We start from the raw sequence: 24,494 nt of genomic DNA on the forward strand, positions 1-24,494 counted from the left end.
TGGCCTTTGCGTCAGAACAAAACGTTGCAATGACGCAGGCTTTTTAGCCGACGATTGATCCGGAACTGGAATTTCCGGTATTATGATATGGGGTACCCGCCCGAATGGCCCTCACTGATTCGTCACTTGCCGTCCGCGGAGCCAACGATATCAAAGCGCTTGAATCGTCGGCAAATCTCCCGAACTAGAACCCACCGCAGGTGTTGCGCACCTTATTCTCTGAAATAGCATATAAAAGTCGTTAGATCCGGCAGAAGAACCGGGCCGGGTCCGTTCATGTGCGTATACGTACATGGTAGCAGAAAGAAAGAATGTGCTGACAGGTATTGTTGTTTCGATCGTTAAGGCTTGCACACGGTTTGCTTGGGTTACTGCGTTGGTTGCGATCGTGCTGGCCGCCGGTGCGGTCTTCTATTCGGCGAAGTACTTTGAAATAAACACTGATATCAATAAGTTAATTTCGCCTGATCTGGATTGGCGGCAGCGTGACATTGCTTTCGAGAAGGCGTTCGACCAGGAAAGACTGATCCTTGCGGTCGTGGAGGCCCCCACGGCGGAATTTGCCAGCACTGCCGGTGCCATGCTGGCCGCGAGACTCAAGAACGACCACCGCAATTTCGAATCGGTTCAGCTACTCGGCGGAGGGCCGTTTTTCGAACGGAACGGCCTGTTGTTCCTTCCCACTGAGGAGGTCAAACAGCTCACGGGCCAGTTTGGCGAGGCCGCGCCGCTGGTCGAGATCATGGCCGGCGATCCGAGCTTGCGCGGGCTGACCGCTGCGCTCGAAACGGCGCTGGTCGGCTTGAAGCGGGGTCAGTTCGAGCTGGACAGCACGGCGCGGCCGTTCTCGGCGATTGCCCAGAGCGTTGAGGACGTCCTGACCAAGGGAAGCGGCACCTTCTCCTGGCGTCAGCTCGCAAGCGACCAGCCCCTGGCCGCTTCCGATCTCCGCTCGCTGATCCAGATCAAGCCGTACCTCGATTTCAATGCGCTCGAGCCGGGCAAGGATGCCACCGATGCGATCCGTAGAGCCGCCTTCGATCTGGATCTTGCCGGCAAGTTTAGTGCGCGCGTCCGACTGACCGGGCCGGTGCCGATCGCCAATGAGGAATTCGCCACCGTGCAGGAGGGCGCCATCGTCAACGGCGTGGGTACGGTGGTGATCGTGCTGGTGATCCTTTGGCTGGCGTTGCGCTCGCCGAAAATCATCTTCGCGGTGTTTGCGACGCTGTTCGTCGGACTCGCGGTCACGACGGCGGTCGGCCTCATGATGGTGACATCGCTCAATCTGCTGTCGATCGCCTTTGCCGTGCTGTTTATCGGCCTCGGCGTTGATTTCGGCATTCAGTATAGCGTCCGCTACCGTTCCGAGCGGTTCAAGACCGACGATCTGGAAAAGGCGTTGTTGGTGGCGGCGAAGCGTTCCTCGGTCCCGCTGTCGCTGGCGGCGATGGCGACTGCGGCGGGTTTCCTGTCGTTCCTGCCGACGGATTACAAGGGTGTGTCGGAACTCGGCAGAATCGCCGGCGTGGGTATGTTGATCGCGTTTCTCACAAGCATCACCGTTCTTCCCGCGTTGCTGCGTCTTCTGAACCCGCCGGGTGAGAAAGAGCCGGTCGGCTACGCGTTTTTGGCCCCGCTCGACCGTTTTCTCGAAGACTATCGCGTGGCGATCGTCGGCGGCACGATTGCAGTCGTCATTCTCGGAGCGCCAGCGCTTTACTTCCTGCGCTTCGATTTCAATCCGATCCACCTAAGGAGCTCAAAGGTCGAATCGATCGCCACATATCTGGATTTGCGGAGAGATCCCGATACCGGCGCGAACGCCATCAACGTAATGGTCAAGTCCGAGCAGGAAGCTCAGCGGGTCGAGGCCCGGCTCGCCGAAGTGCCTGAAGTTGCACGCACCCGGTCGCTCGATAGCTTTGTCCCGGCTGACCAGCCTGAGAAACTCAAGCTGATTGCGCGAGGCGCTAAAATTCTTGGTCCAGCGCTCAATCCGGATTCGATTGATCCGCCGCCCTCCGACGAGGAGAATGTCGATGCGCTGAAGAGCACCGCCGATAGTCTGCGGAAAGCGGCCGGCACTCATCAGGGACCGGGTGCCGCGGCCGCAAAGCGGCTGGCTGACGATCTTACCCGGCTGGCCGATTCGAACGAAGCCATGCGTGAAAAAGCGCAAGCCACCTTCGTCGAACCGCTCAAGATCATGTTCGAACAGCTTCGAAATTTACTGAAAGCCGAACCTGTCACCCTTGAATCCTTGCCACCGGATTTCGTGAAGCTCTGGAAGAGCGAAGACGGCATTACGCGCGTCGAAGTGTTGCCGCGCGGAGATCCGGACCACAATGAGACGCTGCGAAAATTTGCCAGCGCTGTGCTCGCGGCTGCGCCCAACGCCATCGGCGGGCCGGTATCGATTCTCAAGTCCGGCGACACCATCGTTAAGGCGTTTATCGAGGCGGGACTCTGGGCTTTGATCTCCATCAGCATCCTGCTCTGGCTGGCACTACGCCGAATTACCGATGTGCTGCTGACACTGGTGCCGCTGCTGGTGGCGGGAGCGGTGACGCTCGAGATCTGCGTGATGATCGGGCTTCCTCTCAACTTCGCCAACATTGTCGCGTTGCCGTTGCTGCTCGGCGTCGGCGTGGCGTTCAAGATTTATTATGTCACGGCCTGGCGATCCGGCAGAACGAACCTGCTGCAATCAAGCCTCACGCGGGCGATCTTCTTCAGCGCTCTGACAACCGCGACCGCTTTCGGTAGCCTGTGGTTGTCGAGTCATCCGGGCACGGCAAGCATGGGTAAGCTACTGGCGCTGTCGCTCATCACCACCCTTGCCGCGGTGCTCTTGTTTCAGCCCGCGTTAATGGGCCGTCCCCGCGATGTCGGGAAGTAGACAGATATCGCCGACAGGATCGGTCGGCGGGGTGGCACTGGTAGCGGACTTTTGACCGATGGTCTTGTGCGCAGACTTCGATGGAGCGGTCTTGGCCATGCCTGCCTTTGGCGCGGTGCTGGCAGGACTGTGACTGTTGGACGGGCTGCTTGGAATCGGGGGGGCGGCGCGGGTCCAGGTCTCGCCGCCGCATAGGATGCCGAGCATGCAACCCTTGATCTCGAGCTTATCAGGGTCCAGCAGACGGATGCTGGCCGTTTGAAGCCGGCCGGTGGTTTTCGCGTCGTAGACCTGCCCCTCCCAAAGATCTTCGTTCGCTTTTTTCTTCATATCAAACAGCAATGGCATGCCGAGCGTGGGCCGGGTTTGCTTGGCGTGGTCGGCATTATTGCTGTCGACGCCCGGCTCTTTTTCCCAGGAGATCGCACCCCACATGCTGCCCTTGCATTCGGCCACCCGGACTTTGGCGACCCCGTCGGCAACCAGCCAATCCCCGGTGGGATCACCCGCGAGAGCGGACCCTAATCCCGCTGTCACCAGAGCGGTTGCGACAAGGGAGGAAATAGCGGAAGTTCTGCAATAATCTAAAATGCGCATGGTGTGTCCTGGGCGCTGCAACATGTTTTCAAGCCTGTGCTTAAGTAGAAGGGCTGGGGATCACTGACAAAGTCAAATACCGTGTTCGTGCTTTTCAGTTGACGAAGCGACCATCAACCGAACTATGTAGCGGATGCTATATCCAAATCTAGACGTTTCCGAGATGTTTGTGGAACGGCAGGCGCAGCGCAGCGCAATGCATGTCCGCCACCTCAATGAACAGCTTGTCAGGGTTCTGAAGACCATCGGCTACGACGTTGGTTTCCAAAGTGGGCAGGGCCAATATCTGGTCGATCGCGAGGGCGCACGTTACCTTGATCTATTGAGCGGATTTGGCGTTTTTGCGATTGGTCGGAACCATCCTGTGTTGCGGAATGCCCTGAAAGGCGTCCTCGACAGTGATCTCCCCAACCTTGTGCAAATGGATGTCTCCACGCTGGCCGGTGTTTTGGCTGAGCGGCTGCTCGTTCACGTTCCCTACCTCGACAAGGTCTTTTTTGCGAATTCCGGAGCGGAAAGCGTCGAGGCCGCCATCAAATTCGCGCGTGTCGCCACCGGACGGACGGGCATTGTTTACTGCGATCACGGCTACCACGGACTGACCTATGGCGCGCTCTCGCTGACAGACGACAAGAATTTCCGCGGCGGATTCGAGCCGCTGCTGCCCGATTGCAAAGTGATTCCCTTTAACGATCTCGCCGCGCTGGAGCAAACGTTGTCGTCGCGCCAGATCGCGGCCTTCATCGTCGAGCCGATCCAGGGCAAGGGCGTCAACATGCCCACCGATGAATTCCTGCCGGGAGCTGCCGCGCTGTGTCGGAAATATGGCACGCTGTTCGTGGCGGATGAGATTCAAACCGGCATCGGCCGGACCGGACGGTTTCTGGCCGTCGAGCACTGGAACGTCGAGCCGGATATGGTGCTGCTGGCGAAGGCGTTGTCCGGCGGTCATGTGCCGATCGGCGTGGTGCTGACCCGGAAGCACATCTTCGACAAAATATTCAACCGGATGGATCGCGCCGTCGTGCACGGCTCGACGTTCGCCAAAAACGATCTCGCGATGGCGGCAGGCATCGCCACGCTTGAAGTGCTGAAGGCCGAGAAACTGGTCGAGAATGCGGCGCGGCGCGGCGCGGAATTGCAATTGGCGCTCAACCGCATGGTGCCGGGTTACGAGCTTCTGAAGGAGGTCCGCGGCAAGGGCCTGATGATCGGCGTTGAGTTCGGGCCGCCGAAATCGCTGCGACTGAGGGCATCGTGGAATCTGCTGGAGACTGCCAACAAGGGCCTGTTCTGCCAGCTTATCACCGTGCCGTTGTTCAAGGATCACAAGATACTCACCCAGGTCGCCGGTCACGGCAGCCATACGATCAAGCTGCTGCCGCCGCTCATCATCAATGATGAAGATTGCAAGTGGATCGAGACCTCATTCGACAGCGTCATTGCCGCAAGCCACCAGGTTCCGGGCGCGATCTGGTCACTCGGCAAGACTTTGATGGATAATGCCGTTCGCAAGTCGGCGTGACGCCCTTTCGTCGGCTGAAAATGCTTTAGCGAAGATCCTCGCAACCCGATCGGAAACAAAATGCCTATCGTCAACCGCGTTGCCGATCTGCAATCCGAAATCGCTGGCTGGCGCAGGGATATCCACGCGCAGCCGGAGCTTCTGTACGACGTTCCTCGCACCGCCGCGTTCGTGGCCGACCGCTTGCGGGAATTCGGCTGCGACGAGATCGTGACCGGGCTCGGCAGGACCGGCGTCGTCGGCGTCATCAAGGGCAGACGCCCCGGTGGCGGGGAAGTCAAGGTGATCGGTCTGCGTGCCGATATGGACGCGCTGCCAATTCAAGAGGAAACCGATTTACCTTACGCCTCGAAGACAGCTGGCAAGATGCATGCCTGCGGCCATGACGGCCATACGGCGATGTTGCTCGGTGCCGCGCGTTATCTCGCGGAGACGCGGAATTTCGCCGGCGAGGCGGTTGTGATCTTTCAGCCGGCGGAAGAGGGCGGCGCAGGTGCTGCGGCGATGATCAAGGACGGGCTGATGGATCGTTTCAGGATCGATCAGGTCTATGGCATGCACAACAATCCTGGACTGCCGCTCGGCGCCTTCTCCATCCGGCCGGGGCCTATCATGGCGGCGACCGACAGCGTCGATTTCAGGATCGAGGGCCACGGCGGCCACGCCGCGCGTCCGCATCTCTGTATTGATCCGGTGCTGGCCGGCTCGCAGCTTGTCGTTGCCCTGCAATCGATCGTGTCGCGCAATGTCGATCCGTTGGAATCGGCGGTGATTTCCGTATGTGAGTTCCACGCCGGCAGTACCAGCAACGTCATTCCCCAAACGGCCGAGCTGCGCGGAACGGTCCGCACCCTGAGGGCGGATATTCGCGACTTGATGGAAAAACGGATTCGAGAGGTCGCCGCCGGCGTGGCGCTGACGACCGGCGCCAGGATCCATGTCAAATTCAGGCGCGGCTATCCGGTCACGGTGAATCACCCCGAGCAGACAGATACCGCGATCAGGATCGCGAAAGAGATTGCTGGCGATAACAATGTACACGGGACGCCGCCGATGATGGGCGCGGAGGATTTCGCCTATATGCTGGAAGCGCGGCCCGGCGCCTTCATCTTCATCGGCAATGGCGATAGCGCGGGCCTGCATCATCCCGCTTACAACTTCAACGATGACGCCATCGTGTACGGCACGTCGTACTGGATCAGGCTGGTCGAGACCACGCTGGCGGCATAAGTGCTTTGCACACAGAACTTGCTACGCGACGCTACAAGCGGCCATCACGCCGCCTTGTCGCGCTGCAGTTGTGTCGCGGCAATTTTCAGATCGCCGACAAAGCGCTCATATTCGCGGGCTCTGGCGTCCTGATCCGGCAGCCGCAGCAGATAGGACGGATGCACCGTCACCAGCGCCTTGCGTCCGTCGGCCATGTCGATCAGCCGTCCACGTGATTTGTTGATTGGCGTGATTTTGCCGAATACGCTTTGCGCCGCGGTCGTGCCCATCGCCACCACCAGCGGCCGGATTGATTGCCGCCAGCTCACGCTCATACCATTGGCGGCACGCCCTGATTTCCGGCGTGTTCGGCTTCTGGTGCAGTCTGATCTTGCCGCGCGGCACGAACTTGAAGTGCTTCACGGTATTGGTAACGTAAACCTTCTTGCGGTCGATTCCGGCTTCCTTGAGTGCGCGGTCAAGCATCTGTGCCGCAGCTCCATGGCTCTCCAATCCTTTGGTTTCACAAACAAAAACGAGGTTGGCGATCTTGGCGAAAGCATCGCCGGAAAGTCCTGGTTGACTCTTGGCTTTGGCCGACATTTACTAGAACATATAGTGAACACTCAGGCTTGTCATCGGCTCTGATGTCACGGACGGATTTTTGATCATGCCTGGAACCGGAAGCAGCGCAGGGAAGCTTGCGCGCCTGCGTGACCGCATCGCGCGCATCGAGACCGATCACGGGGGCGGAATGCCGGACCGGGTGGCGCTCGGTCATGGCGAGGCGGATGCCGTGCTGCAGGGCGGGCTTGCGCAGGGCGCCGTGCATGAGGTGTTCGCGGAGGGGCGGCATAGCACGGCGGCAACAGGGTTCATCGCAGGTCTTGCGCAGCGTGTCGGCAAGGATCGGCCGCTGCTCTGGGTGCGGCAGGATTTTGCGGCGCGGGAATCCGGTGCGCTGTCGATGCGTGGATGGCGGGAGATCGGCCTCGACCCCTGTCTTTTGGTGACGGTCCATGCGCCGGATGTGGAGAGCACGTTGCGGACAGCGGCCGATGCGCTGGCCTGCGATGCGCTCGGTGCCGTGGTCATCGAGATTTGGGGGGAGACGCGTCTGTTCGATCTCGTCGCCAGCCGCAGGCTGACGCTGGCGGCGCGGGCCTCCGGCGTTACCGGGCTGCTGCTACGGGTGGCGGCAAGCCCGCTGCCTTCGACGGCGGAGACACGGTGGATCGTGCGCCCGGCGCGCTCGCCGCCAGGCGCGGCATGGCAGGCGTGGGGCGCCCCCATGCTCGAAACGCGGCTTGTCCGTAATCGTCATGGCCAGACCGGCCAATGGATCATGGAGTGGAAATGTGATGAGTGCCTCTTCCGTGACGTCTCGTTCCATGACTCCGAGACGCATCCTCAGCCTGTGGCTGCCGCGGCTGCCGACCGACCGCATCCGGCGCGAGTTATTGCGCTCCGGCGTGCCGGCTGAAGCAGGAGGGTCACAATCTGGCGCGGCAAAGACAAAGGGAAAGTCGCCCCATATCGTCGTTGCCAAACAAAACAACGCGCTGGTCATCACCGCGCTGGATGATGTGGCTGCACGTCTTGGCCTTGCGGTCGGGCTGCCGCTGGCCAATGCCCGTGCGATCTGTCCCGACATCGACGTGTTCGATGCTGACGAGATTGCGGACGAGCAAACATTGAACGGCATCGCCGACTGGTGCGACCGCTTCACGCCGCTGGTGGCGCTCGATCCGCCGCACGGTCTGCTGCTCGACATTACCGGCTGCGCGCATCTGTTCGGCGGCGAGGCCGCGCTGATGAATGCGCTGTGCGACGCGCTGAGGCGACGTGGCTTTGTTGTGAGCGCGGCGATCGCAGGCACGCCGGTCTGCGCGCGAGCGTTGACGCGCCATGCCCATGGCCGGATTGTCGCGCCTGGCGCGGAGCTGGAAGCTGTTGCGCCGCTGCCGGTGTTCACGCTGGGGGCGGATGATGCGACCACGCGCGGGCTGCGCCGTGCCGGGTTGAAAACCATCGGCGATGTCGCTGCACGCGGCCGCCACGAGATCGCCGCGCGTTTTGGTGTCGCTTTCACAGCGCTCCTGGAACAGGCGCTGGGGCAAGGCGATATGCCAATTAATCCACGCAAGCCGCCGCCGGATTATATCGTCGAGAAGCGGTTTGCCGAGCCGATCACCACCGACGGCGCAATCGCGATGACGCTGGCAGGTCTTGCGCGCACACTCATCGCCGCGATGGAAAAGCATGGCAAGGGCGCGCGGCATCTGGAAGCGAGTTTTTTCCGCACCGACGGCGCGGTGCGAGTCATCGCAGTGGAGACCGGCCGCCCCGTCGCGCGCGGCGAAATCGTCGATCGCCTGTTCCGCGAGCGGCTCGATGCGCTGATCGATCCGCTCGATCCTGGTTTCGGCTTCGATCTGGTGCGGCTGTCCGCAGTGCGAACCGAGTCGGTTGTGCAGGAGCAGCGCGAGCTCGATACGCATGTTCAGGACAATGACGAAGTGTCGGCGCTGATCGACCGCATTGCCGCGCGCATCGGCAGCCATCGCGTCGTCGTGCATCTGCCACAGGATACGCATATTCCCGAACGCGAGGCTCTCTCATTACCGGCGCAACAGCATCTCGTGACGGCCATGCGCGCCGAGTGGCCCGCACGTATCGGGAACGAGCCGCCGCTCCGGCCGTTGCGGATGTTTGCGCGACCGGAGCCGATCGAGGTGAAGTTGGCGGAGGTGCCGGACAAGCCACCGCGTCATTTCATCTGGCGGCGTGTCACTCATACGGTGGTTCGTGCCGAAGGTCCCGAGCGCATTGCGATGGAGTGGTGGCGGACGCAGGAGGCAAGGCCGACGCGGGATTACTTTCGCGTCGAGGATGAAAGCGGATTGCGGTTCTGGCTCTATCGCGACGGTCTTTATGAAGCGGCTGAGAACGACGATACCGTACCGCCAAAATGGTTTGTCCACGGGCTGTTCGCATGAAGCATCCGCGCGACATCCCGTCTTATGCCGAAATCGGCATCGTGACCAATTTCTCGTTTCTGCACGGCGGGTCGCACCCGCAAGAATATGTGCATCAGGCGAGCGAGCTGCGGCTGCCCGTCATCGGTATCGCCGATCGCAACACGCTGGCGGGGGTGGTGCGCGCCTATACGGAGCTGGGAAACCCCGAGGTTCGTTATAAGCCGCGGCTGCTGATCGGATCGCGTCTCGTTTTCATCGATGGGACGCCGGACATTCTTGTCTATCCCAGTGATCGCAACGCCTATGGCCGGCTCTGTCGGTTGTTGACCCGCGGCAAGCGGGCGGCGGAGAAAGGCGAATGCCATCTGAGGCTGGATGATCTGCTGGAGTTTTCCGAAGGCCAGCTTCTCGTGCTGACTTTGCAGCATCGTTTTGAAACGACGAAAGTCCTGAAGGTGCTGGACCGGTTGCGGCAGAGTCGCGCGGACGGCGTCTGGCTCGCGGTAAGTCTGCTCTATCGCGGTGACGACCGGCGCCGTTTGCAGCGATTGCAGCGGATCGCGGCCGCCGCCCGCGTGCCGCTGCTTGCGACCAACGAGGTGCTGTACCATCACCCTGCACGCCGTCCGTTGCAGGATGTCCTCACCTGCATTCGTGAAAAGATCACGATCGATACCGTCGGGCGAAAGCTTGAATTTAATGCCGAACGGTATCTGAAGCCGGCGCATGAGATGGCGCGGCTGTTTCGTGATCTCCCGGAAGCGATCGCCGAAACGGTGGCGTTCGCATCGCGCATCGCATTCACCCTCGACCAGCTCAAATATCAGTATCCCGACGAGCCGGTGCCGCCTGGCAAGACCGCGCAGCGTCATCTCGAGGACCTGACTTGGGCTGGTGTCGCAAGATATTTCCCGGAAGGGTCGGACGACAAATTGCGTGCGGTGCTGCGCAAGGAACTCAACCTGATCGCCGAACTTAAATACGCGCATTACTTTCTCACCGTGCATGACATCGTGCAGTGGGCGCGCAGTCAGAACATTCTGTGCCAGGGCCGAGGCTCGGCGGCGAATTCGGCCGTGTGCTATGTGCTCGGCATCACCGCGGTTAATCCGGCTGAGACCGATCTTCTGTTCGAACGGTTCATCTCGAAAGAGCGGCTGGAGCCTCCGGACATCGACGTCGATTTCGAGCATTCGCGCCGCGAGGAGGTGATGCAGTATGTCTATCGCCGCTATGGCCGCCATCGCGCCGCGATCATCGCCACCGTCATTCATTATCGGCCGCGCAGCGCCATCCGCGATGTCGGAAAGGTGCTGGGGCTGACCGAGGATGTCACGGCGGCGCTCGCCGACACGGTGTGGGGGAGCTGGGGCGATGATGTCAGCGACATGCAGATCAGGCAGGCTGGGTTCGATCCACAAAACCCGATGGTGCGCCGCGCCATTGCGCTTGCCACCGAGTTGATCGGATTTCCGCGTCATCTATCGCAGCACGTCGGCGGCTATGTGCTGACGCAGGATCGGCTCGACACCTATGTGCCGATCGGTAATGCCGCGATGGACGATCGCACCTTTATCGAGTGGGACAAGGACGATGTCGACGCCATGCGGATGATGAAGGTCGACGTGCTCGCGCTCGGCATGCTGACTTGCATCCGCAAATGCTTTGATCTGATCGCCGAGCACAAGGGGAGGCGTTACGAGCTGGCGGACATTAAGTCGAGGGACGACGACGAAGTCTATCAGATGTTGCAGCGAGGCGAATCCCTCGGCGTGTTCCAGGTCGAAAGTCGTGCCCAGATGAACATGCTGCCGCGGCTGAAGCCGCGCACATTCTATGATCTCGTCATCGAGGTCGCCATCGTCCGTCCCGGGCCGATCCAGGGCGACATGGTGCATCCCTATTTGAAACGGCGAGCCATGAAGCCGGAGGATATCGACTATCCCTATCCGAAGGGTGGCGACAGGAATGAACTGCGCAACGTGCTGCACAAGACGCTCGGCGTGCCGTTGTTTCAGGAGCAGGCGATGCGGATCGCCATCGAAGCCGCGAAGTTCACATCTGAGGAAGCTAATGGCCTGCGTCGCGCCATGGCGACATTCCGCAATGTGGGGACCATTGGCTCCTTTCAGGAGAAGATGGTCGGCAGCATGATTGCGCGCGGCTACGATCCGGTATTTGCGAGAAATTGTTTCGAACAGATTAAGGGATTCGGGTCTTACGGTTTCCCCGAGAGCCACGCGGCGAGCTTCGCGCAGCTCGTCTATGTCTCGTCATGGCTGAAGTGTTTCCATCCCGACGCGTTTTGCTGCGGTCTATTGAATTCGCAGCCGATGGGCTTTTACGCACCGGCGCAGATCGTCGGCGATGCCCGCAAGAACGGCGTCGAGGTGCGGCCGATCGACGTCTCGTTCAGCCATTCGCAGAACACTCTGGAAGAGTGTGTGGGCGCGCATCACGCGGTGCGGCTCGGATTCCGTCAGATCGACGGATTCAAGTGGGTTGATAGGGATGAGGAGTATTTGAAACGAGACAAGATTCGGTCCCGGAATAACGAGTTAGACGACTGGGGAGAGCGTATCGTCGCCGCGCGTCAACGTTGTTCGTTCGCCTCCATTGAGGATTTTGCCCGCGACACCAAACTGCCAAAGCGCGCGTTGATCCTGTTGGCCGATGCCGATGCTTTTCGTTCGCTCGGGCTCGACCGCCGTGCGGCGCTGTGGGCGGTGCGCCGACTGCCGGATGACATACCACTGCCATTGTTCGAAAGTGCCGTCGCGCGCGAGTTGCCGGACGAACATGCCGCGCCGCTGCCCGTGATGCCGCTGCCGGAGCAGGTGGTTGCCGATTACCAGACCATTCGATTATCGGTGAAGGGGCATCCGATGGAATTCCTGCGCGCGATGTTCACCCGTGAGCGCCTGGTGAGTTGCGCCGAGATTTGCCATGCCAATGACAGGCGGCGCGTCAAGTGTGCGGGCGTGGTGCTGGTGCGGCAGCGGCCGGGCAGCGCCAAGGGCGTCGTCTTCATGACGCTGGAAGACGAGACCGGAATTGCCAATATCGTGGTGTGGCCGAAGATCATGGAGCGTTACCGCAAGGAGGTGATGGGCGCGCGGCTGATCGAGGTGGAGGGCCATATCCAGAGCAGCCCGGAGCAGGTCGTACATCTTGTCGCAAGCAAGCTGACCGATCGCTCAACCGAGCTGATGCATCTGGCGAACGATGCGCTCGTGCCCAGACATCCGCTGCCGCCGCCGGTCACACCGGCCGAGCCGCTCAACGACGACCGCCGCGAACACCCCGACAATCCGGCACAGAGAGTTCGTCACCCGCGCAACGTGCGCATTCTGCCGCGCTCGCGGGATTTTCATTGAGTTATTCGTTATGCCGGGCATAGCCGCCCGGAAGGAGAACGGCATTGCTTCGCTTGCCTATGACCTCGGCATCATCATTTCCCTATGGATTTCCGCTTCAAGTTCGGCAAATGACGGCCTCAAGCCTGATCGTGCCCTCTCACTCCACCGACGCGCCGACAGGCGGTCCGCCCGGTGGGCGATGCAGGAAGGTGATCGTCGCGAACGCGCCGAGCCAGGAGCCGACCGCGGCGAAGGCCACATAGACCCAGTTCTCGGTATAACTGATCACGGCGAAGGACGAGAGCAGGTACCAGATGCTGCTCCAGGTCGCCGCCGGAACGCGCCGTCGCGCCACCACGGCCGAGGTGAACATCACATAAACGGCATCGGTCGCCGCGGTAGCGAGTACGACACCCACGGCGGTCAAGGGATCAATAGCGGCCATGACAGCTCCTTGCATTCGCATAAACATGAAATAGGGCCGGTGCGCTGTCCCGCGCCGTATCGCATCGGCAGTTGACGTTGGATGGCAAATATTAATGCGCCGGTATGCATTTGCTGGAAATCAACGTTGCGATCGGCGCCGATTGATTATCGTCCGCCTCATACCCGAAAACGAAGACGCCGCCGGTACAAATAACGTATTTCATTTCTTGCGGCGGGTGACATAACCCGCAGTCGGACCATTCACGGAGAAGCAGGTATGAGCGAGGCGGAGCAGGGCAAATCCATCGGAATGGCGGAACTGAAGGCTGCCGCCGCTCGGCTCGCCGGACGAGTGATTCGTACGCCGCTGGTTCATTCGCGCACGCTGTCCGAAATCACCGGGGCCGAGGTCTGGCTCAAGCTGGAAAATCAGCAGTTCGTCGCCTCTTTCAAGGAACGCGGCGCGGCCAACAAGCTCCTCACGCTGTCGGCGGACGAAGCGCGGCGCGGCGTCATTGCCATGTCCGCGGGCAATCACGCCCAGGGCGTTGCCTATCACGCTCATAATCTCGGAATCGCCGCCACGATCGTGATGCCGAAATCAACGCCTTTTGTGAAGGTGTCGCGAACCAGGAAGCTTGGGGCGCGGGTGCGGCTCGAGGGCGAAATGCTGGCGGAGTCCGCCGCGTTTGCCCGGCAACTGGCCGCGGATGAAAATCTTGTCTTTGTCCATCCCTACAACGATCCGGCCGTGATCGCCGGGCAGGGCACGGTGGCGCTCGAGATGCTGGAAGATCAGCCGGCGCTCGATTGTATCCTTACGCCCGTCGGTGGCGGCGGACTGGTCGCGGGTTGCGCGATCGCGGCGTCGGGTCATGCGTCGGCGGTCGAGGTGATCGGTGTCGAAGTGGAGTCGTACGCCGCCGTGGCGCAGCATCTCGCCGGGCATCCGATCTCGGTCGGCGGCGCGACCATCGCCGAAGGCATCGCGGTGCGCGATGTCGGTTCGCTGCCGCTGGCGATCCTGCGCGAGTATGGCATCGAGGTGATGACGGTCGCGGAGCGTTTGATCGAGAAGGCCGTCATCCAGATGCTGGAGATCGAGAAGACCGTGACGGAAGGTGCGGGCGCGGCCGCGCTTGCGGCGCTGATGAGCGATCCCGGGCGGTTCGTCGGGCGCAAGATCGGCTTGATCGTGTCCGGCGGCAACATCGATACGCGGACGCTTGCAAATGTGTTGATGCGCGGGCTGGTGCGCGACGGCCGGCTGATCGATCTCGTCGTGGAGATTTCTGACAAGCCCGGAGCGCTGGCCGAACTCGCATGCGTCATTGCCGAACTCCGTGGCAACATCGTCGAGGTGCAGCACCAGCGTCTGTTCAGCGCTCTGTCCGCCAACATGACCGAGGTCGAGCTGGTGATCGAGGCGCAAGACACCGCGCACGGCAGCGCCATCGTCGCCGGCCTGGAAGCCAAAGGCGTGAGAGCGCGCCGCCGCGACCGGCTGGTGCTATCAAGGGATTGAGAACGCCATTACATTGGATCGTTGCGGCCTGCACCAGAACATGGAAGCGCATGGAGGCGTATCAAACATGACGGACGTGCGGACCACGGTCTGATGCCCAGGATTTTCACCGATCCCGCCGCAATCGTTGATGACATCATCCGCGAGACCGGTTCTCGTCTGGTGGTGGGACTGCCGCTTGGGCTCGGCAAGGCCAATCACATCGTCAATGCGCTGTATCGCCGGGCGGAAGCCGATCGCAATCTCGACCTCACATTGTTCTCGGCGCTGACGCTGGAGAAGCCACGGCCATCGAACGAGTTGGAAAAGCGTTTCATTACGCCAGTGATCGATCGCCTGTTCGGCGATTGGCCGGACCTCGATTACGCCGCCGCTTTGCATAATGGCGCGTTGCCGCCGAACGTCAAGGTCACCGAGTTTTTCTTCCTGGCAGGAAAATGGCTGCGCAACACCTATGCCCAGCAACACTACATCGCCGCTAATTACACTCACGCCGCGTCCTATATCCTCGACCGCGGCCTCAACGTCATCACTCAACTCGTGGCGAAGCGCGTCGTCAACGGTGAGACGCGCTACAGTCTGAGCAGCAACACGGACACCACGCTCGACCTTCTGCGCGCCCGCGCTGCGGGCCGCGCGTCGTTCAAACTGGTGGGACAGGTCAACTCGCAATTGCCGTTCATGCCCGGCGCCGGCGATCTTCCAGCCAGCGAGTTCAGCGCGGTCCTCGATAGCCCCGCCACCGACTTTCCGTTATTCGCGCCACCGTCCGAGCCGGTATCCGACACCAAATATGCCATCGGCCTGCACGCGGCCGGGCTGATCAAGGACGGCGGAAGTTTGCAGATCGGCATTGGCCAGACCGGCGATGCGCTGGCGCAAAGCCTGATCGTTCGTCACCGCGATAACGCGCGCTTTCGTGAGATCGCCGCACGGCTTGCACCAGACAGTGCAATGGCGGAGACCGCGCCGTTTGCAACTGGTCTTTATGGCGTCAGCGAAATGGTTTTCGAGGCGTTTCTCGGGCTGATTAAAGCGGGCGTGTTGAAGCGCGAGATCGACGGTGCGGTGCTGCACGGCGCGTTCTTTCTTGGACCGCAATCGTTCTATCACGCGTTGCGCGAGATGACGCCGGACGAGCGCGCCCGCATCCAGATGACAGCGGTGTCCTTTACTAATGAACTTTACGGCGATGAGGCCGCCAAGCGTCGCGCCCGAGTTGACGCGCGCTTCGTCAACAACGCGATGATCGCAACCCTGATGGGGGCTGCGATCTCCGATGGTCTCGACAATGGTCAGGTGGTGAGCGGCGTCGGCGGACAATACAATTTTGTGGCGCAGGCTTTTGCGCTCGAGGGCGCGCGCTCGATCCTCACTCTGGAATCGACCAGACGAGAGAAGGGCGGCGTGGTGTCCAATATCCGCTGGACCTACGGCCATGCCACCATTCCGCGCCACCTGCGCGATATCGTGGTCACCGAATATGGAGTGGCGGACCTGCGCGGAAAAGCCGATGCCGATGTGATCGCGGCGATGCTCAACGTAACGGACTCGCGTTTTCAGGACCAGTTGATGCGGCACGCGATCGACGCCGGAAAACTGCCGCGCGATCACCGGATTCCCGCAGCGCATTGCGACAACACGCCGACGCGCATCGCAGCTGCGCTGAGCCCCGCGCGAACGGCTGGACTGCTGCCATCGTTTCCGTTCGGCAGCGATTTCACCGAGATCGAGCAGCGGCTGATACCGGCGCTTGAAATCTTGCGCGACGCATCACGTTCGCCGTTGGCGCTCATCAAGTTGCTGATGGAAGGATTGCGCCCCGGCGATGCATCGGTGCAACCCGCGCTTGCACGTATGGGGCTTGATCATCCGAATACGTTTTCGGACAGGCTTTATCGTGCGCTTCTCAACGGCGCGCTGAAGGAGAGCAAGAAGTAAACACAGCGCCATCCTCGTCTCGCACCGAGCGATGACGCTAGGTCATCGGTTCTTGTTGTTCGGCTTGCGCTTCTCGATGAACGCCGCCATGCCTTCGGCGCGATCTTCCAGCGCGAAGGTCGAACGAAACAGGTCGCGCTCGACGTTCACGCCTTCCGACAGCGTCGTCTCGAAGGCGCGATTCACGGCGTTCTTGGCCATGGCCGCGGCAGGACGCGACATCGAAGCGATTTTTTTCGCCGCAGCCATCGCCTCGTCCATCAGTTTGTCAACGGGCACGACCCGGCTGACGAGGCCCGAGCGCTCCGCCTCGGCAGCGTCCATCATCCGGCCGGTGAGGCAGAGGTCCATCGCCTTCGCCTTTCCAATGGCGCGGGTCAGGCGCTGCGTGCCGCCGATGCCGGGAATGGTGCCAAGCGTAATTTCGGGTTGGCCGAATGTCGCGGTGTCGGAGGCGATGATGATGTCGCACATCATGGCCAACTCGCAGCCGCCGCCGAGCGCATAGCCGCTGACCGCAGCGATAGTGGGCTTGCGGCAGGAGGCGATGCGGTCGCCCCCGATCGCTTTGAAGTCCTCGTTGAACATGTCGATGAAACTTTTCGGCTGCATCTCCTTGATGTCGGCGCCGGCGGCAAAAGCCTTTTCGTTGCCGGTGATCAGGATGCATCCGATTTCGCATTCGGCTTCGAATTCATCTACCGCAGCAGCGATTTCGCGAAGTACCGCGAACGACAGCGCATTGAGCATTTTCGGGCGGTTCAATCTGATGACACCGACCTGGTCCTTACTCTCGACGATGATGTGCTCAAAACTGCGCATGGTCCGTCCCGCGTTGTCATTAGCCGGTCGTTAAGGAGACGCGGCAGCGGACAATGTGCCTGCGGTCCAGTCGCGCCGCAAGCTTGCGGCAGCGAACACGAGGTCCACACCACCAGCAGGTCAATATACGCCGGCTTGAAAATCGGCGGCACGCCGTCGGGACGACGGACCATAAAGTCTCGGAGAACGGAATCCTGGCGGCCGTATGTCGGATCAGGCCATAAACATCCGGGCGGCGGACCCGATCGTGAGCAAACCGCCGAAGGCGATGAATATCTTGCCGATCAGAGAGGTATGGTTCCAGGCAGAGCTGTCGCTTGATGCCGCCTGGCCGGTATCGCCACTAGAGGGCGACGTGATGTCAATCGAGGCCAATGCCAGGTGAGGTGCGTCCTGATGGCTGTCGGCCAGGGCGCGGTCAATTTCGTTGAGTTCATCTGAGGGAACGATATCCACGGCGGCCGCAAGGGAGGGGGTGTTGTCGGCGTGTGGCGCTGCATCCCCTTGATTAGCCAGCATCTCGCCGGCGCTATTGGCAAGTGCGCTCGCTTGGACTTTTGGTGACTCGTCCTTGGACAAATCTTCCGTGGTGCCAGGGGAGATATCGGTGCTGGCGTTTGCGTTGGCGACCGTCGGCGGCAGCGGTATGTGCTTGTTGCTATCCTGGATTGCAGAGGCAGTTGTTTCCTCCGCTTTTTTATCGGTTTTTGATTCGGGCTTGGTCGATTTCCGCGTGCGCGTGGCTTGCCGCTTGTGCGGTGGGTGTTTGGCAAGTTTGCCGGACCTGACCGGCGCCACCGCTTTTTCGGTATGGGCGGCGGCTACTCCGGTGGGTTCCGCCACGCTGTCTGTCGCGCGCATTGGCCCCGCGAAACCAAGTAAAAGTCCGGCTGCGATGATCAACGCCGAGCGCCCGCTAGCCCCGATGCTCATGACGATTTCTCTCCGGTATGTCGGTTCCCTGACCGGCAAAAGAAACGCCCGGAGTGGCCACATCGGGGCAAAAAAAGGGAATTTTTCGACCACTACGGGCCAAACCGCGGTGAAAGCACCGAAAATGAGGTAGCACATGCCTGGTTTTGGCTCTGGGCCCGCTGCAGGTGCGCCCGGTTATCGGTCTGGCTAGCCGTGTATCTCGGAAGAAGAAACCGGCTTTCGGATAAGGATTATGCTCGATCAAAGGATACGGGTATCGAAGATACGGCTAAAGAGTAACGCAACTCTATCCGGTTCTAGCCATCGCCCGCAGCGGCCGCTTGTTGCGTTCGATGAAAGCGCAGTACCTGTTGCGCAGTGGACTGGCGCAGACATTCATAGGTCCGCTTCGCGGCATCGATGTTCGTCATCTCAACATGAGTCAGATCGCGGCGCATGTCGATGATGGTTTTCACTGTTGCCCAGGAGAGGCCGCCTACCTTAGCCAGAATAAGTACGCCCTCGGTTTGGGATTCGATCATCATTTTTTCGGCGTCTGCGATCGAGACATTGGCGAGACAGGCAATGGCGGCATTCGTTTCATCGAACTTTCTGGCTTCCGCAAACGCAGCGACTTCTTGCTCGTCCAACCGCCCATCTTCGTACAGCGACCTGACCAGCCCATGTGCGATCGTCGTTTCCCTGATGATGGTCCCGGGCGCCGAACGTGCTCGCCGCGTTACCTCGCTAACGACGACCGAAACGTCGTTTGTCAGATCTGGGTTAGCCGCCGCGAGACGCGCCCGCACCGTGGCGGAGGCCTTTGCGATCAGCTTCAAATAGTGATGCCGCGGGATCGACCGCCGCATTCCGACGCAGGTCGCGATGTCGTCGTTGCCTTCGGCGCGTTCGACCAACTGCGTGAAGCCAAGCTCGGAAAAATCAGCGCCCGGATTGTTAACGGTGCTTTTGACGACTTCGTCGTTGCCTCGCTCGATCAGAACATCGGTGACCGCGACGCTTAAAACTCTCCGCGTGGAGATCGCCAGCAAATGAGCCTGGCTTTTGCTGCGGACGCTCTCGATAAGCACATCATCGCTGAGCCGCTCGGATTGCGACAGCACGGGTGCGGCGACTTCGATCAGATCGTCGAAGGCGAGGACGTGAATGATCTGCGGCGGAGCCTTTGCAACGGGAGCCAGGCGTCTGGCAAGCAGCGCTTTCGCCGAACTCTCGATGTGCTGAATCAAGCAATTAAAAACGTCATCGAAGAGCGTGATTTGATCGTCGGAATAGTCGACCGTGTGGTTCAGGAAAAGGTCGGTGACTCGCTGCAGTGTTTCGATCCGCCGCGCGATTGTGCCATGGGTGAGAACGGTCTGGAGTTCCTCGAGCAGATTTGCCGACCCCGCCGATTTGGAAAGCATGGCTCTATCCTAGAGTTCTGCAGTGACGTTCCGATCGCGCTGATCCAGGATGACTGCCGCGGCAGACCACTGCGGAATCGAGCGATCGGAGCCAAACTATTCAAATGGCCCGTCGATGAGTAGCTGGGCGGGGAATTTACGGCGAAAAGCCTTTAAGTTTGGTGTGTTTTTTTATCGGGATGTGCCTCGGATAGGTTGTTCTACGCGGAACGCTGCTCTTTATCAGATACCCATGGCGCTTGCCCTTTCGCCGATTCGGGCACAACCTAGCCGTGGCCGAACGGCTGATTGCTTGTAATTTGAGAAGATTTTACTTTGCCATTCGAACCTTCTTCCCCGCAAACCCGACCAATTCTACGAGACGGCAAGTGAGTACGACTCAGGCGGCTTCCGATGAAGCTCTAATTGCCAGGATCGCTCAAGGCGACCGCCTCGCCATGCAGGTGCTGTACGGGCGTCATCACGTCAGGGTCTTTCGTTTTGGACTGAGACTCGTGCGGAACGAACAGATCGCCGAAGACCTTATCAGCGAGGTTTTTCTCGATGTGTGGCGTCAGGCCGGCAAATTCGAAGGGCGATCCGCTGTCTCCACCTGGTTGCTGGCAATTATGCGATTCAAAGCCCTCTCTGCGCTTCGCCGCAGGAAGGATGCCGAACTCGATGATGAGACGGCCAATGAAATCGAGGATCAATCCGACGATCCGGAGGTGACGGTACAGAAGAAGGATACGGGAAACGCGCTCCGCAAGTGTCTGATGCAGCTTTCAGCCGAGCACCGAGAGATCGTCGATCTCGTCTACTACCACGAGAAATCGGTGGAAGAGGTCGCTGAGATTGTCGGGATACCCGAGAACACTGTTAAGACGCGATTGTTCTACGCGCGCAAGAAACTGGCCGGTCTGCTGCAGGCAGCCGGAATCGAACGAGGTTGGCCATGACAGCGGCGAAGAGGGTCACGGACGACGAGCCTGGAGATGTCGAGGCGCTGCTACCGTGGCATGCTGCCGGCACGCTGAGCACGCGTGACATCCGTCGGGTTGAGGAAGCGCTCGCGCGCGATCCCGATTTGGCGAAGCAATATGCGGTGATCCGGGATGAATATGTTGAAACCATTTCACTCAATGAAAGCCTCGGTGCTCCGTCTTTGAGCGCGCTGCAAAAACTGTTCGCCGCAATCGACGCCGAGCCGGCACTGAGCGTTCCAATAGCGCGCCTCGGCCTGTGGGCGCGGGTTTCGCAGTTCTTTAGCGACCTGTCGCCGCGCACATTGGCGGCGGCCGGTGCGGTCGGAGCGCTCGTGGTTGTGCTCCAGGCCGGCGTGATCGCCGCGATGCTGACGAAGGACGATGGCGGCCAATCGTTTCGCACAGCGTCTCACAGCGCGCCGGATGCACCATTGACCCGCGGACTGGCCGTGGAAACGGGACCGAAGGCGTTGGTACGGTTCGCGCCGGATGCGCGCATGTCCGACATTAGTGCTTTCCTGGACACCTACCAGGCCACGATTGTTTCGGTGTCCCGCAACGGCCTGTTCCAGCTGCGCTTCGATCAGCATAAGGATTTTCCTGGCCTGTTGGGCAAGCTCCAGAGCGAAGCGATCGTCAATCTGGCGGTTCCTGCCGAGTAGTGGACGTGAACTTTTTCTGACCGCACTCGGTTTCCGCTTTGCGGCGCCAGGGGAGCCACAATGGAGCACAGTGCGATGCGCCAGCGCATGACGGGCATAACGAAATGGAGCGCCGCGCTCTTTGCCCTGACAAGTTTGTGCTGGTTCGCATGCGATGCTTCGACGGCACATGCGCAAGGTTATATGCAAGGATCCAGGGGCTCTCCGGGCTTCGGTACGCAAGGGCGCGCGCCGATGCCCTCGCCGGGCGGCGGACCGCGCGGCATGGGGCTAGGCTCCGGCTTGGGCTTGGGTTACGGGCTAATGCTCGGTGCCATCGGGACTTCCAGCAGAGCACCTTATGTCGAAGCACCTTACCGTGCCATCGAGCGCGACGGCAGTGTGAACAGCCGGTCATCGCGGCCTCAACCCCGCAAAACAGTTATCCGTGAACAGAAACCGCGAAAGCCGGTCATCGGGGTCACGGCGTCAGGCATTTCCTATATTCGCTACGCGTCTAATACATTTCCGGTTTGCACAGGCGGCAATGGCGCGATGAGCGGCGACTGCAACGGCCGTCCGTTCGTGGCCGACCTCGGAGGCAATGGTCCGCCGGCCCAGGATCAGAACGGCGGGCCTCGCCGCAATGCGAGGCAGGCCGCAGTGACGCGCAACTATCTGCCCGGCGAGATTGTTGCTGAGACGGCCGCGATGCCGGATGCGCAACTCACTGCTCTGGCGCGGCGGCATCGGTTGAAGCGTGTCTTCTCTCAGAATTTTTTGCTGACGGGCAGTACGGTCAGTCTGTTTCGCATCGTCGGCCGCCGGCCGGTCGAAGATGTGCAACGTGAACTGCGCGCCGATGCGGCCGTGCGTTCGGCGCAGCCAAATTTCCGCTATATTCTCCAGGATCAGAAGACGGTGGTAGTGACCGAAGGCGATCCTGCGCAGTATGCGCTGGCAAAGCTGCGGCTGCCGGAAGCGCATGGGTTGGCACACGGCAACGGCGTCATTGTAGCGGTGATCGATTCCGCAATCGATGCGGATCATCCTGAACTCGCCGGTTCGATAGCGGCGAGTTTCGATGCACTCGACAGCAAAAGCGAGCCGCACGTGCACGGCACCGGTATTGCCGGTGCGATCGTCGCCCATGCGCGGCTGATGGGGAGCGCTCCGTCCGCCAAGATTCTCGCGATCCGTGCCTTCGGTGTGACGCAGGGCACGGCCGAGAGCGCCTCGTTCACCATCCTCAAGAGTCTCGACTACGCGGCGGCTCATGGTGCGCAGATCATCAACATGAGTTTTGCCGGTCCGAAGGATGCGCTGGTCTCGCGCGGCATTGCTGCGGCCGCGGCGAAAAGCATCGTCATGGTGGCCGCGAGCGGTAATGCGGGTCCGAAATCGCCGCCGCTCCATCCGGCCGCCGACGCGCAGGTGATCGCGGTGAGCGCGACCGACGCCGACGACCGGCTGTTCGCGGCCTCCAATCGTGGCAGCCACGTTGCAGTCGCTGCCCCCGGCGTTGATATTTTTCTTCCTGCACCGAACGGCAAATATCAGATGACGTCGGGGACTTCGTTCTCCGCAGCTTACATCAGTGGTCTTGCTGCACTGGTTCTGGAGCGTCGTCCAACGCTGACACCCGCCGAAGTCCGCGCCATTCTGACGACAAGCGCGCGCGATCTCGGTGTGCCTGGCCGTGACGATCTGTTCGGTGCCGGCGAGGCGGATGCGTGTCGCGCTGTGCAAGCTGTTCCGGAAAACGCGGTTCCGACCGCTGACAAAACCGCGCCCGTCAGGGCCGGGTCTGATCCGGTGCCTGCCGCATCCAGTGCTGTTCCTGTGACGACCAGTGAGGCCGCGCCTTCAAGCGAACCGCAGCCAGCGCCGGTGAGTACGAATCCAGGCGGCACTGATTCGCCCGCGAAATAGCTAGAGCGTTTTGAGCGAAGTGAATGCTGGTTCGCGTGAAGAACACGCGTCAAATCAAAATCATAAAGCTCTGCTTCCGATTCCATCAGAGTCTTTTCAGATCGTTAAAAAAGTTTCTGTCTTCCTTGAACGTTTTCAGGGGACTCGACGACAGAATGAGTGTGGGAGGCCAAACTCCCCTGAGGCTATATTAGGCGCGAGCGCCCATCCACCCCAGCGCCCATATGGCTTGACCCGCCCGGTTGTCCCCCCGGGCGGGTCTTCTCATTTCTGTGTCCTTTTGATGTGCCGGCGTTTGTTCTGCGCTCCTATGCACAAAAGGCACATAGGAACAACCGAGTTGTTTCCGCGTTTCACCCCCCGCAACAACAGGAGATTTGCGATGGATTGGAACCGTGTCGAAGGAAGCTGGAAGCAACTCAAAGGTGCGGTCAAGGAGCAATGGGGCAAGCTGACCGACGATGATCTTGATGTCATCGGTGGGAGGCGCGAACAGCTTGAGGGCAAAATTCAGGAACGCTACGGTTATCAGAAGGACCAAGCGAAGAAAGAAATCGATGATTGGTACGGTCGCCAGAAGTGGTGATCCTCAGCCCCGCCAAAAGGCGGGGCTTTTTATTGTGATTAGCGTTTCGGCGTAGGTCGGCAGCGTGCCATTCATCGCCGGAGCGAGCATAGTTTGTTTCGATTGTACGTTTGTGATCCCGCCACGCAGCATCTCCTTGCCGTTTGCGAGGCCGCCTGTAACACCCGTCCTGTGGACTGCTTCCACAATGGCGTCATATTCACGCCACAAAGCACTGGACTTCGCGCAGGTTTTCCACAGAATATCCCGCAAGCTTGAATGATTCGTTCGTTGCGTCTGCGTCCGTTTCCCTCCCTGCGGACTGTCCCCCCAATGACTCAACGATACGATGCCGGGCGTACGCCCGACCACGCTCAAGATGTCCTCAATCGCTGGTGTGTACTTGCCGAACAGCGGCTCGATTTTCTGATCGAGCTTTATGAAAGCGGCAGGTGGCGACGTTACCATTCCGAAAATGCTTTCATGGAAAACCTGCGGGAGGCAAAGACCGTCGTCGAAGTCTGGCGAATGCTGGCGCGGCGTGAAGCCATGCCGGACAATCGGGCAGTCGACTGGTCGTGGCTCAATCGACCCTCGGACTCTTCCGCTATTCAGGGTGACACCGTGCCGGTTGGAGCTGCGGTGCCCCGTGCAGCGCTGGCGATTGCCGGATCACAAGAGGACTCGATGCTTCGAGCGAACAACGATGTGCCGGCTGGAAAAGCGGCCTAGAGCCTTTCCGTTTCTGTTAGAATCAGAAGC

General features: G+C 60.5%; 19 protein-coding genes and 1 pseudogene. 13 read left to right on the forward strand and 7 right to left on the reverse strand.

Annotation, left to right across the window (positions count from 1 at the left end; genetic code table 11):
* Positions 1–313 precede the first annotated feature (313 nt).
* The gene (hpnN, locus tag AC1RT6_RS00360) at positions 314–2,902 is read left to right on the forward strand and encodes a hopanoid transporter HpnN (RefSeq protein WP_079447347.1); all 2,589 of its coding nucleotides are present in this window, start codon (positions 314–316) and stop codon (positions 2,900–2,902) included.
* On the opposite strand, the gene AC1RT6_RS00365 is transcribed toward hpnN, so the two are convergent.
* On the reverse strand, positions 2,870–3,499 hold the full coding sequence (locus AC1RT6_RS00365; RefSeq protein WP_244553505.1) for a DUF2147 domain-containing protein: 630 nt from the start codon (positions 3,497–3,499) through the stop codon (positions 2,870–2,872). The two genes, hpnN and AC1RT6_RS00365, sit on opposite strands and share 33 nt — an antisense overlap.
* 133 nt (positions 3,500–3,632) lie before the next feature.
* Between AC1RT6_RS00365 and hpnO the strand changes: the two genes are divergently transcribed.
* Both hpnO and AC1RT6_RS00375 read left to right on the forward strand, forming a co-directional pair.
* Positions 3,633–5,024 (forward strand): aminobacteriohopanetriol synthase HpnO, encoded by a 1,392-nt coding sequence (hpnO, locus tag AC1RT6_RS00370; protein ID WP_079447295.1) that lies wholly within the window; start codon positions 3,633–3,635, stop codon positions 5,022–5,024.
* A 60-nt stretch (positions 5,025–5,084) separates the two neighbouring features.
* A complete protein-coding gene (locus AC1RT6_RS00375; RefSeq protein ID WP_079447294.1) occupies positions 5,085–6,254 on the forward strand; it encodes a M20 aminoacylase family protein in 1,170 nt (389 codons plus the stop codon).
* A gap of 44 nt (positions 6,255–6,298) precedes the next feature.
* On the opposite strand, the pseudogene AC1RT6_RS00380 reads toward AC1RT6_RS00375, so the two are convergent.
* Positions 6,299–6,785, reverse strand: a pseudogene (locus tag AC1RT6_RS00380) (UdgX family uracil-DNA binding protein); the annotation flags it as partial.
* 118 nt (positions 6,786–6,903) lie between these two features.
* Here AC1RT6_RS00380 and AC1RT6_RS00385 point away from each other — a divergent pair.
* Genes AC1RT6_RS00385 through AC1RT6_RS00395 form a run of 3 tightly spaced genes read left to right on the forward strand, consistent with a single transcriptional unit; the run spans position 6,904 to position 12,591 of the window.
* Complete coding sequence (locus AC1RT6_RS00385; protein ID WP_087881174.1) at positions 6,904–7,716, forward strand: ImuA family protein; 813 nt, start codon at positions 6,904–6,906, stop codon at positions 7,714–7,716.
* Positions 7,625–9,232: a Y-family DNA polymerase gene (locus AC1RT6_RS00390; protein ID WP_087881173.1), complete on the forward strand. Its 1,608-nt coding sequence runs from the start codon at positions 7,625–7,627 to the stop codon at positions 9,230–9,232. Before AC1RT6_RS00385 ends, AC1RT6_RS00390 begins: the two co-directional genes overlap by 92 nt.
* The gene (locus AC1RT6_RS00395) at positions 9,229–12,591 is read left to right on the forward strand and encodes an error-prone DNA polymerase (protein WP_079447292.1); all 3,363 of its coding nucleotides are present in this window, start codon (positions 9,229–9,231) and stop codon (positions 12,589–12,591) included. The genes AC1RT6_RS00390 and AC1RT6_RS00395 overlap by 4 nt, the downstream gene beginning before the upstream one ends.
* Before the next feature lie 139 nt (positions 12,592–12,730).
* Here the strand turns inward: AC1RT6_RS00395 and AC1RT6_RS00400 are convergent, their stop codons facing one another.
* The gene (locus AC1RT6_RS00400) at positions 12,731–13,018 is read right to left on the reverse strand and encodes a hypothetical protein (RefSeq protein WP_079447291.1); all 288 of its coding nucleotides are present in this window, start codon (positions 13,016–13,018) and stop codon (positions 12,731–12,733) included.
* Between the two features lie 258 nt (positions 13,019–13,276).
* Between AC1RT6_RS00400 and AC1RT6_RS00405 the strand changes: the two genes are divergently transcribed.
* Together AC1RT6_RS00405 and AC1RT6_RS00410 are read left to right on the forward strand one after the other, a co-directional pair.
* A complete protein-coding gene (locus tag AC1RT6_RS00405; RefSeq protein ID WP_079447290.1) occupies positions 13,277–14,524 on the forward strand; it encodes a threonine ammonia-lyase in 1,248 nt (415 codons plus the stop codon).
* A 93-nt stretch (positions 14,525–14,617) separates the two neighbouring features.
* Positions 14,618–16,465 carry an acetyl-CoA hydrolase/transferase C-terminal domain-containing protein gene (locus AC1RT6_RS00410; protein ID WP_079447289.1) on the forward strand — a complete coding sequence of 616 codons (1,848 nt, stop codon included), beginning with the start codon at positions 14,618–14,620 and terminating at the stop codon, positions 16,463–16,465.
* 42 nt (positions 16,466–16,507) lie between these two features.
* On the opposite strand, the gene AC1RT6_RS00415 is transcribed toward AC1RT6_RS00410, so the two are convergent.
* The 3 genes from AC1RT6_RS00415 to AC1RT6_RS00425 all read right to left on the reverse strand — a co-directional run bounded on the left by AC1RT6_RS00415 (position 16,508) and on the right by AC1RT6_RS00425 (position 19,629).
* Positions 16,508–17,287, reverse strand: a complete 780-nt coding sequence (locus AC1RT6_RS00415) for an enoyl-CoA hydratase (RefSeq protein ID WP_079447288.1) — start codon at positions 17,285–17,287, stop codon at positions 16,508–16,510.
* A gap of 213 nt (positions 17,288–17,500) precedes the next feature.
* Positions 17,501–18,220 carry a hypothetical protein gene (locus tag AC1RT6_RS00420; protein WP_079447346.1) on the reverse strand — a complete coding sequence of 240 codons (720 nt, stop codon included), beginning with the start codon at positions 18,218–18,220 and terminating at the stop codon, positions 17,501–17,503.
* A 299-nt stretch (positions 18,221–18,519) separates the two neighbouring features.
* Positions 18,520–19,629 carry a DUF2336 domain-containing protein gene (locus AC1RT6_RS00425; protein WP_079447287.1) on the reverse strand — a complete coding sequence of 370 codons (1,110 nt, stop codon included), beginning with the start codon at positions 19,627–19,629 and terminating at the stop codon, positions 18,520–18,522.
* 368 nt (positions 19,630–19,997) lie between these two features.
* Here AC1RT6_RS00425 and AC1RT6_RS00430 point away from each other — a divergent pair, with 368 nt between their 5' ends.
* The 4 genes from AC1RT6_RS00430 to AC1RT6_RS00445 all read left to right on the forward strand — a co-directional run bounded on the left by AC1RT6_RS00430 (position 19,998) and on the right by AC1RT6_RS00445 (position 23,753).
* The gene (locus AC1RT6_RS00430) at positions 19,998–20,567 is read left to right on the forward strand and encodes a sigma-70 family RNA polymerase sigma factor (protein WP_079447286.1); all 570 of its coding nucleotides are present in this window, start codon (positions 19,998–20,000) and stop codon (positions 20,565–20,567) included.
* Positions 20,564–21,256, forward strand: coding sequence for a hypothetical protein (locus AC1RT6_RS00435; protein ID WP_079447285.1), 693 nt, complete (start codon positions 20,564–20,566; stop codon positions 21,254–21,256). Before AC1RT6_RS00430 ends, AC1RT6_RS00435 begins: the two co-directional genes overlap by 4 nt.
* A gap of 75 nt (positions 21,257–21,331) precedes the next feature.
* On the forward strand, positions 21,332–23,167 hold the full coding sequence (locus AC1RT6_RS00440) for a S8 family serine peptidase (RefSeq protein ID WP_079447345.1): 1,836 nt from the start codon (positions 21,332–21,334) through the stop codon (positions 23,165–23,167).
* Positions 23,168–23,549: 382 nt separating this feature from the next.
* Positions 23,550–23,753 carry a CsbD family protein gene (locus AC1RT6_RS00445; protein WP_079447284.1) on the forward strand — a complete coding sequence of 68 codons (204 nt, stop codon included), beginning with the start codon at positions 23,550–23,552 and terminating at the stop codon, positions 23,751–23,753.
* A 3-nt stretch (positions 23,754–23,756) separates the two neighbouring features.
* Here AC1RT6_RS00445 and AC1RT6_RS00450 read toward each other — a convergent pair whose 3' ends face one another.
* Complete coding sequence (locus tag AC1RT6_RS00450; protein WP_244553507.1) at positions 23,757–24,200, reverse strand: hypothetical protein; 444 nt, start codon at positions 24,198–24,200, stop codon at positions 23,757–23,759.
* On the opposite strand from AC1RT6_RS00450, the gene AC1RT6_RS00455 reads away from it, so the two are divergent.
* Positions 24,162–24,464 (forward strand): TIGR03809 family protein, encoded by a 303-nt coding sequence (locus AC1RT6_RS00455; RefSeq protein WP_493029245.1) that lies wholly within the window; start codon positions 24,162–24,164, stop codon positions 24,462–24,464. The genes AC1RT6_RS00450 and AC1RT6_RS00455 overlap by 39 nt on opposite strands.
* The last annotated feature ends 30 nt before the right edge of the window (positions 24,465–24,494 follow it).

The sequence above is a fragment of the Nitrobacter sp. MLSD-S21 genome, assembly GCF_058809865.1.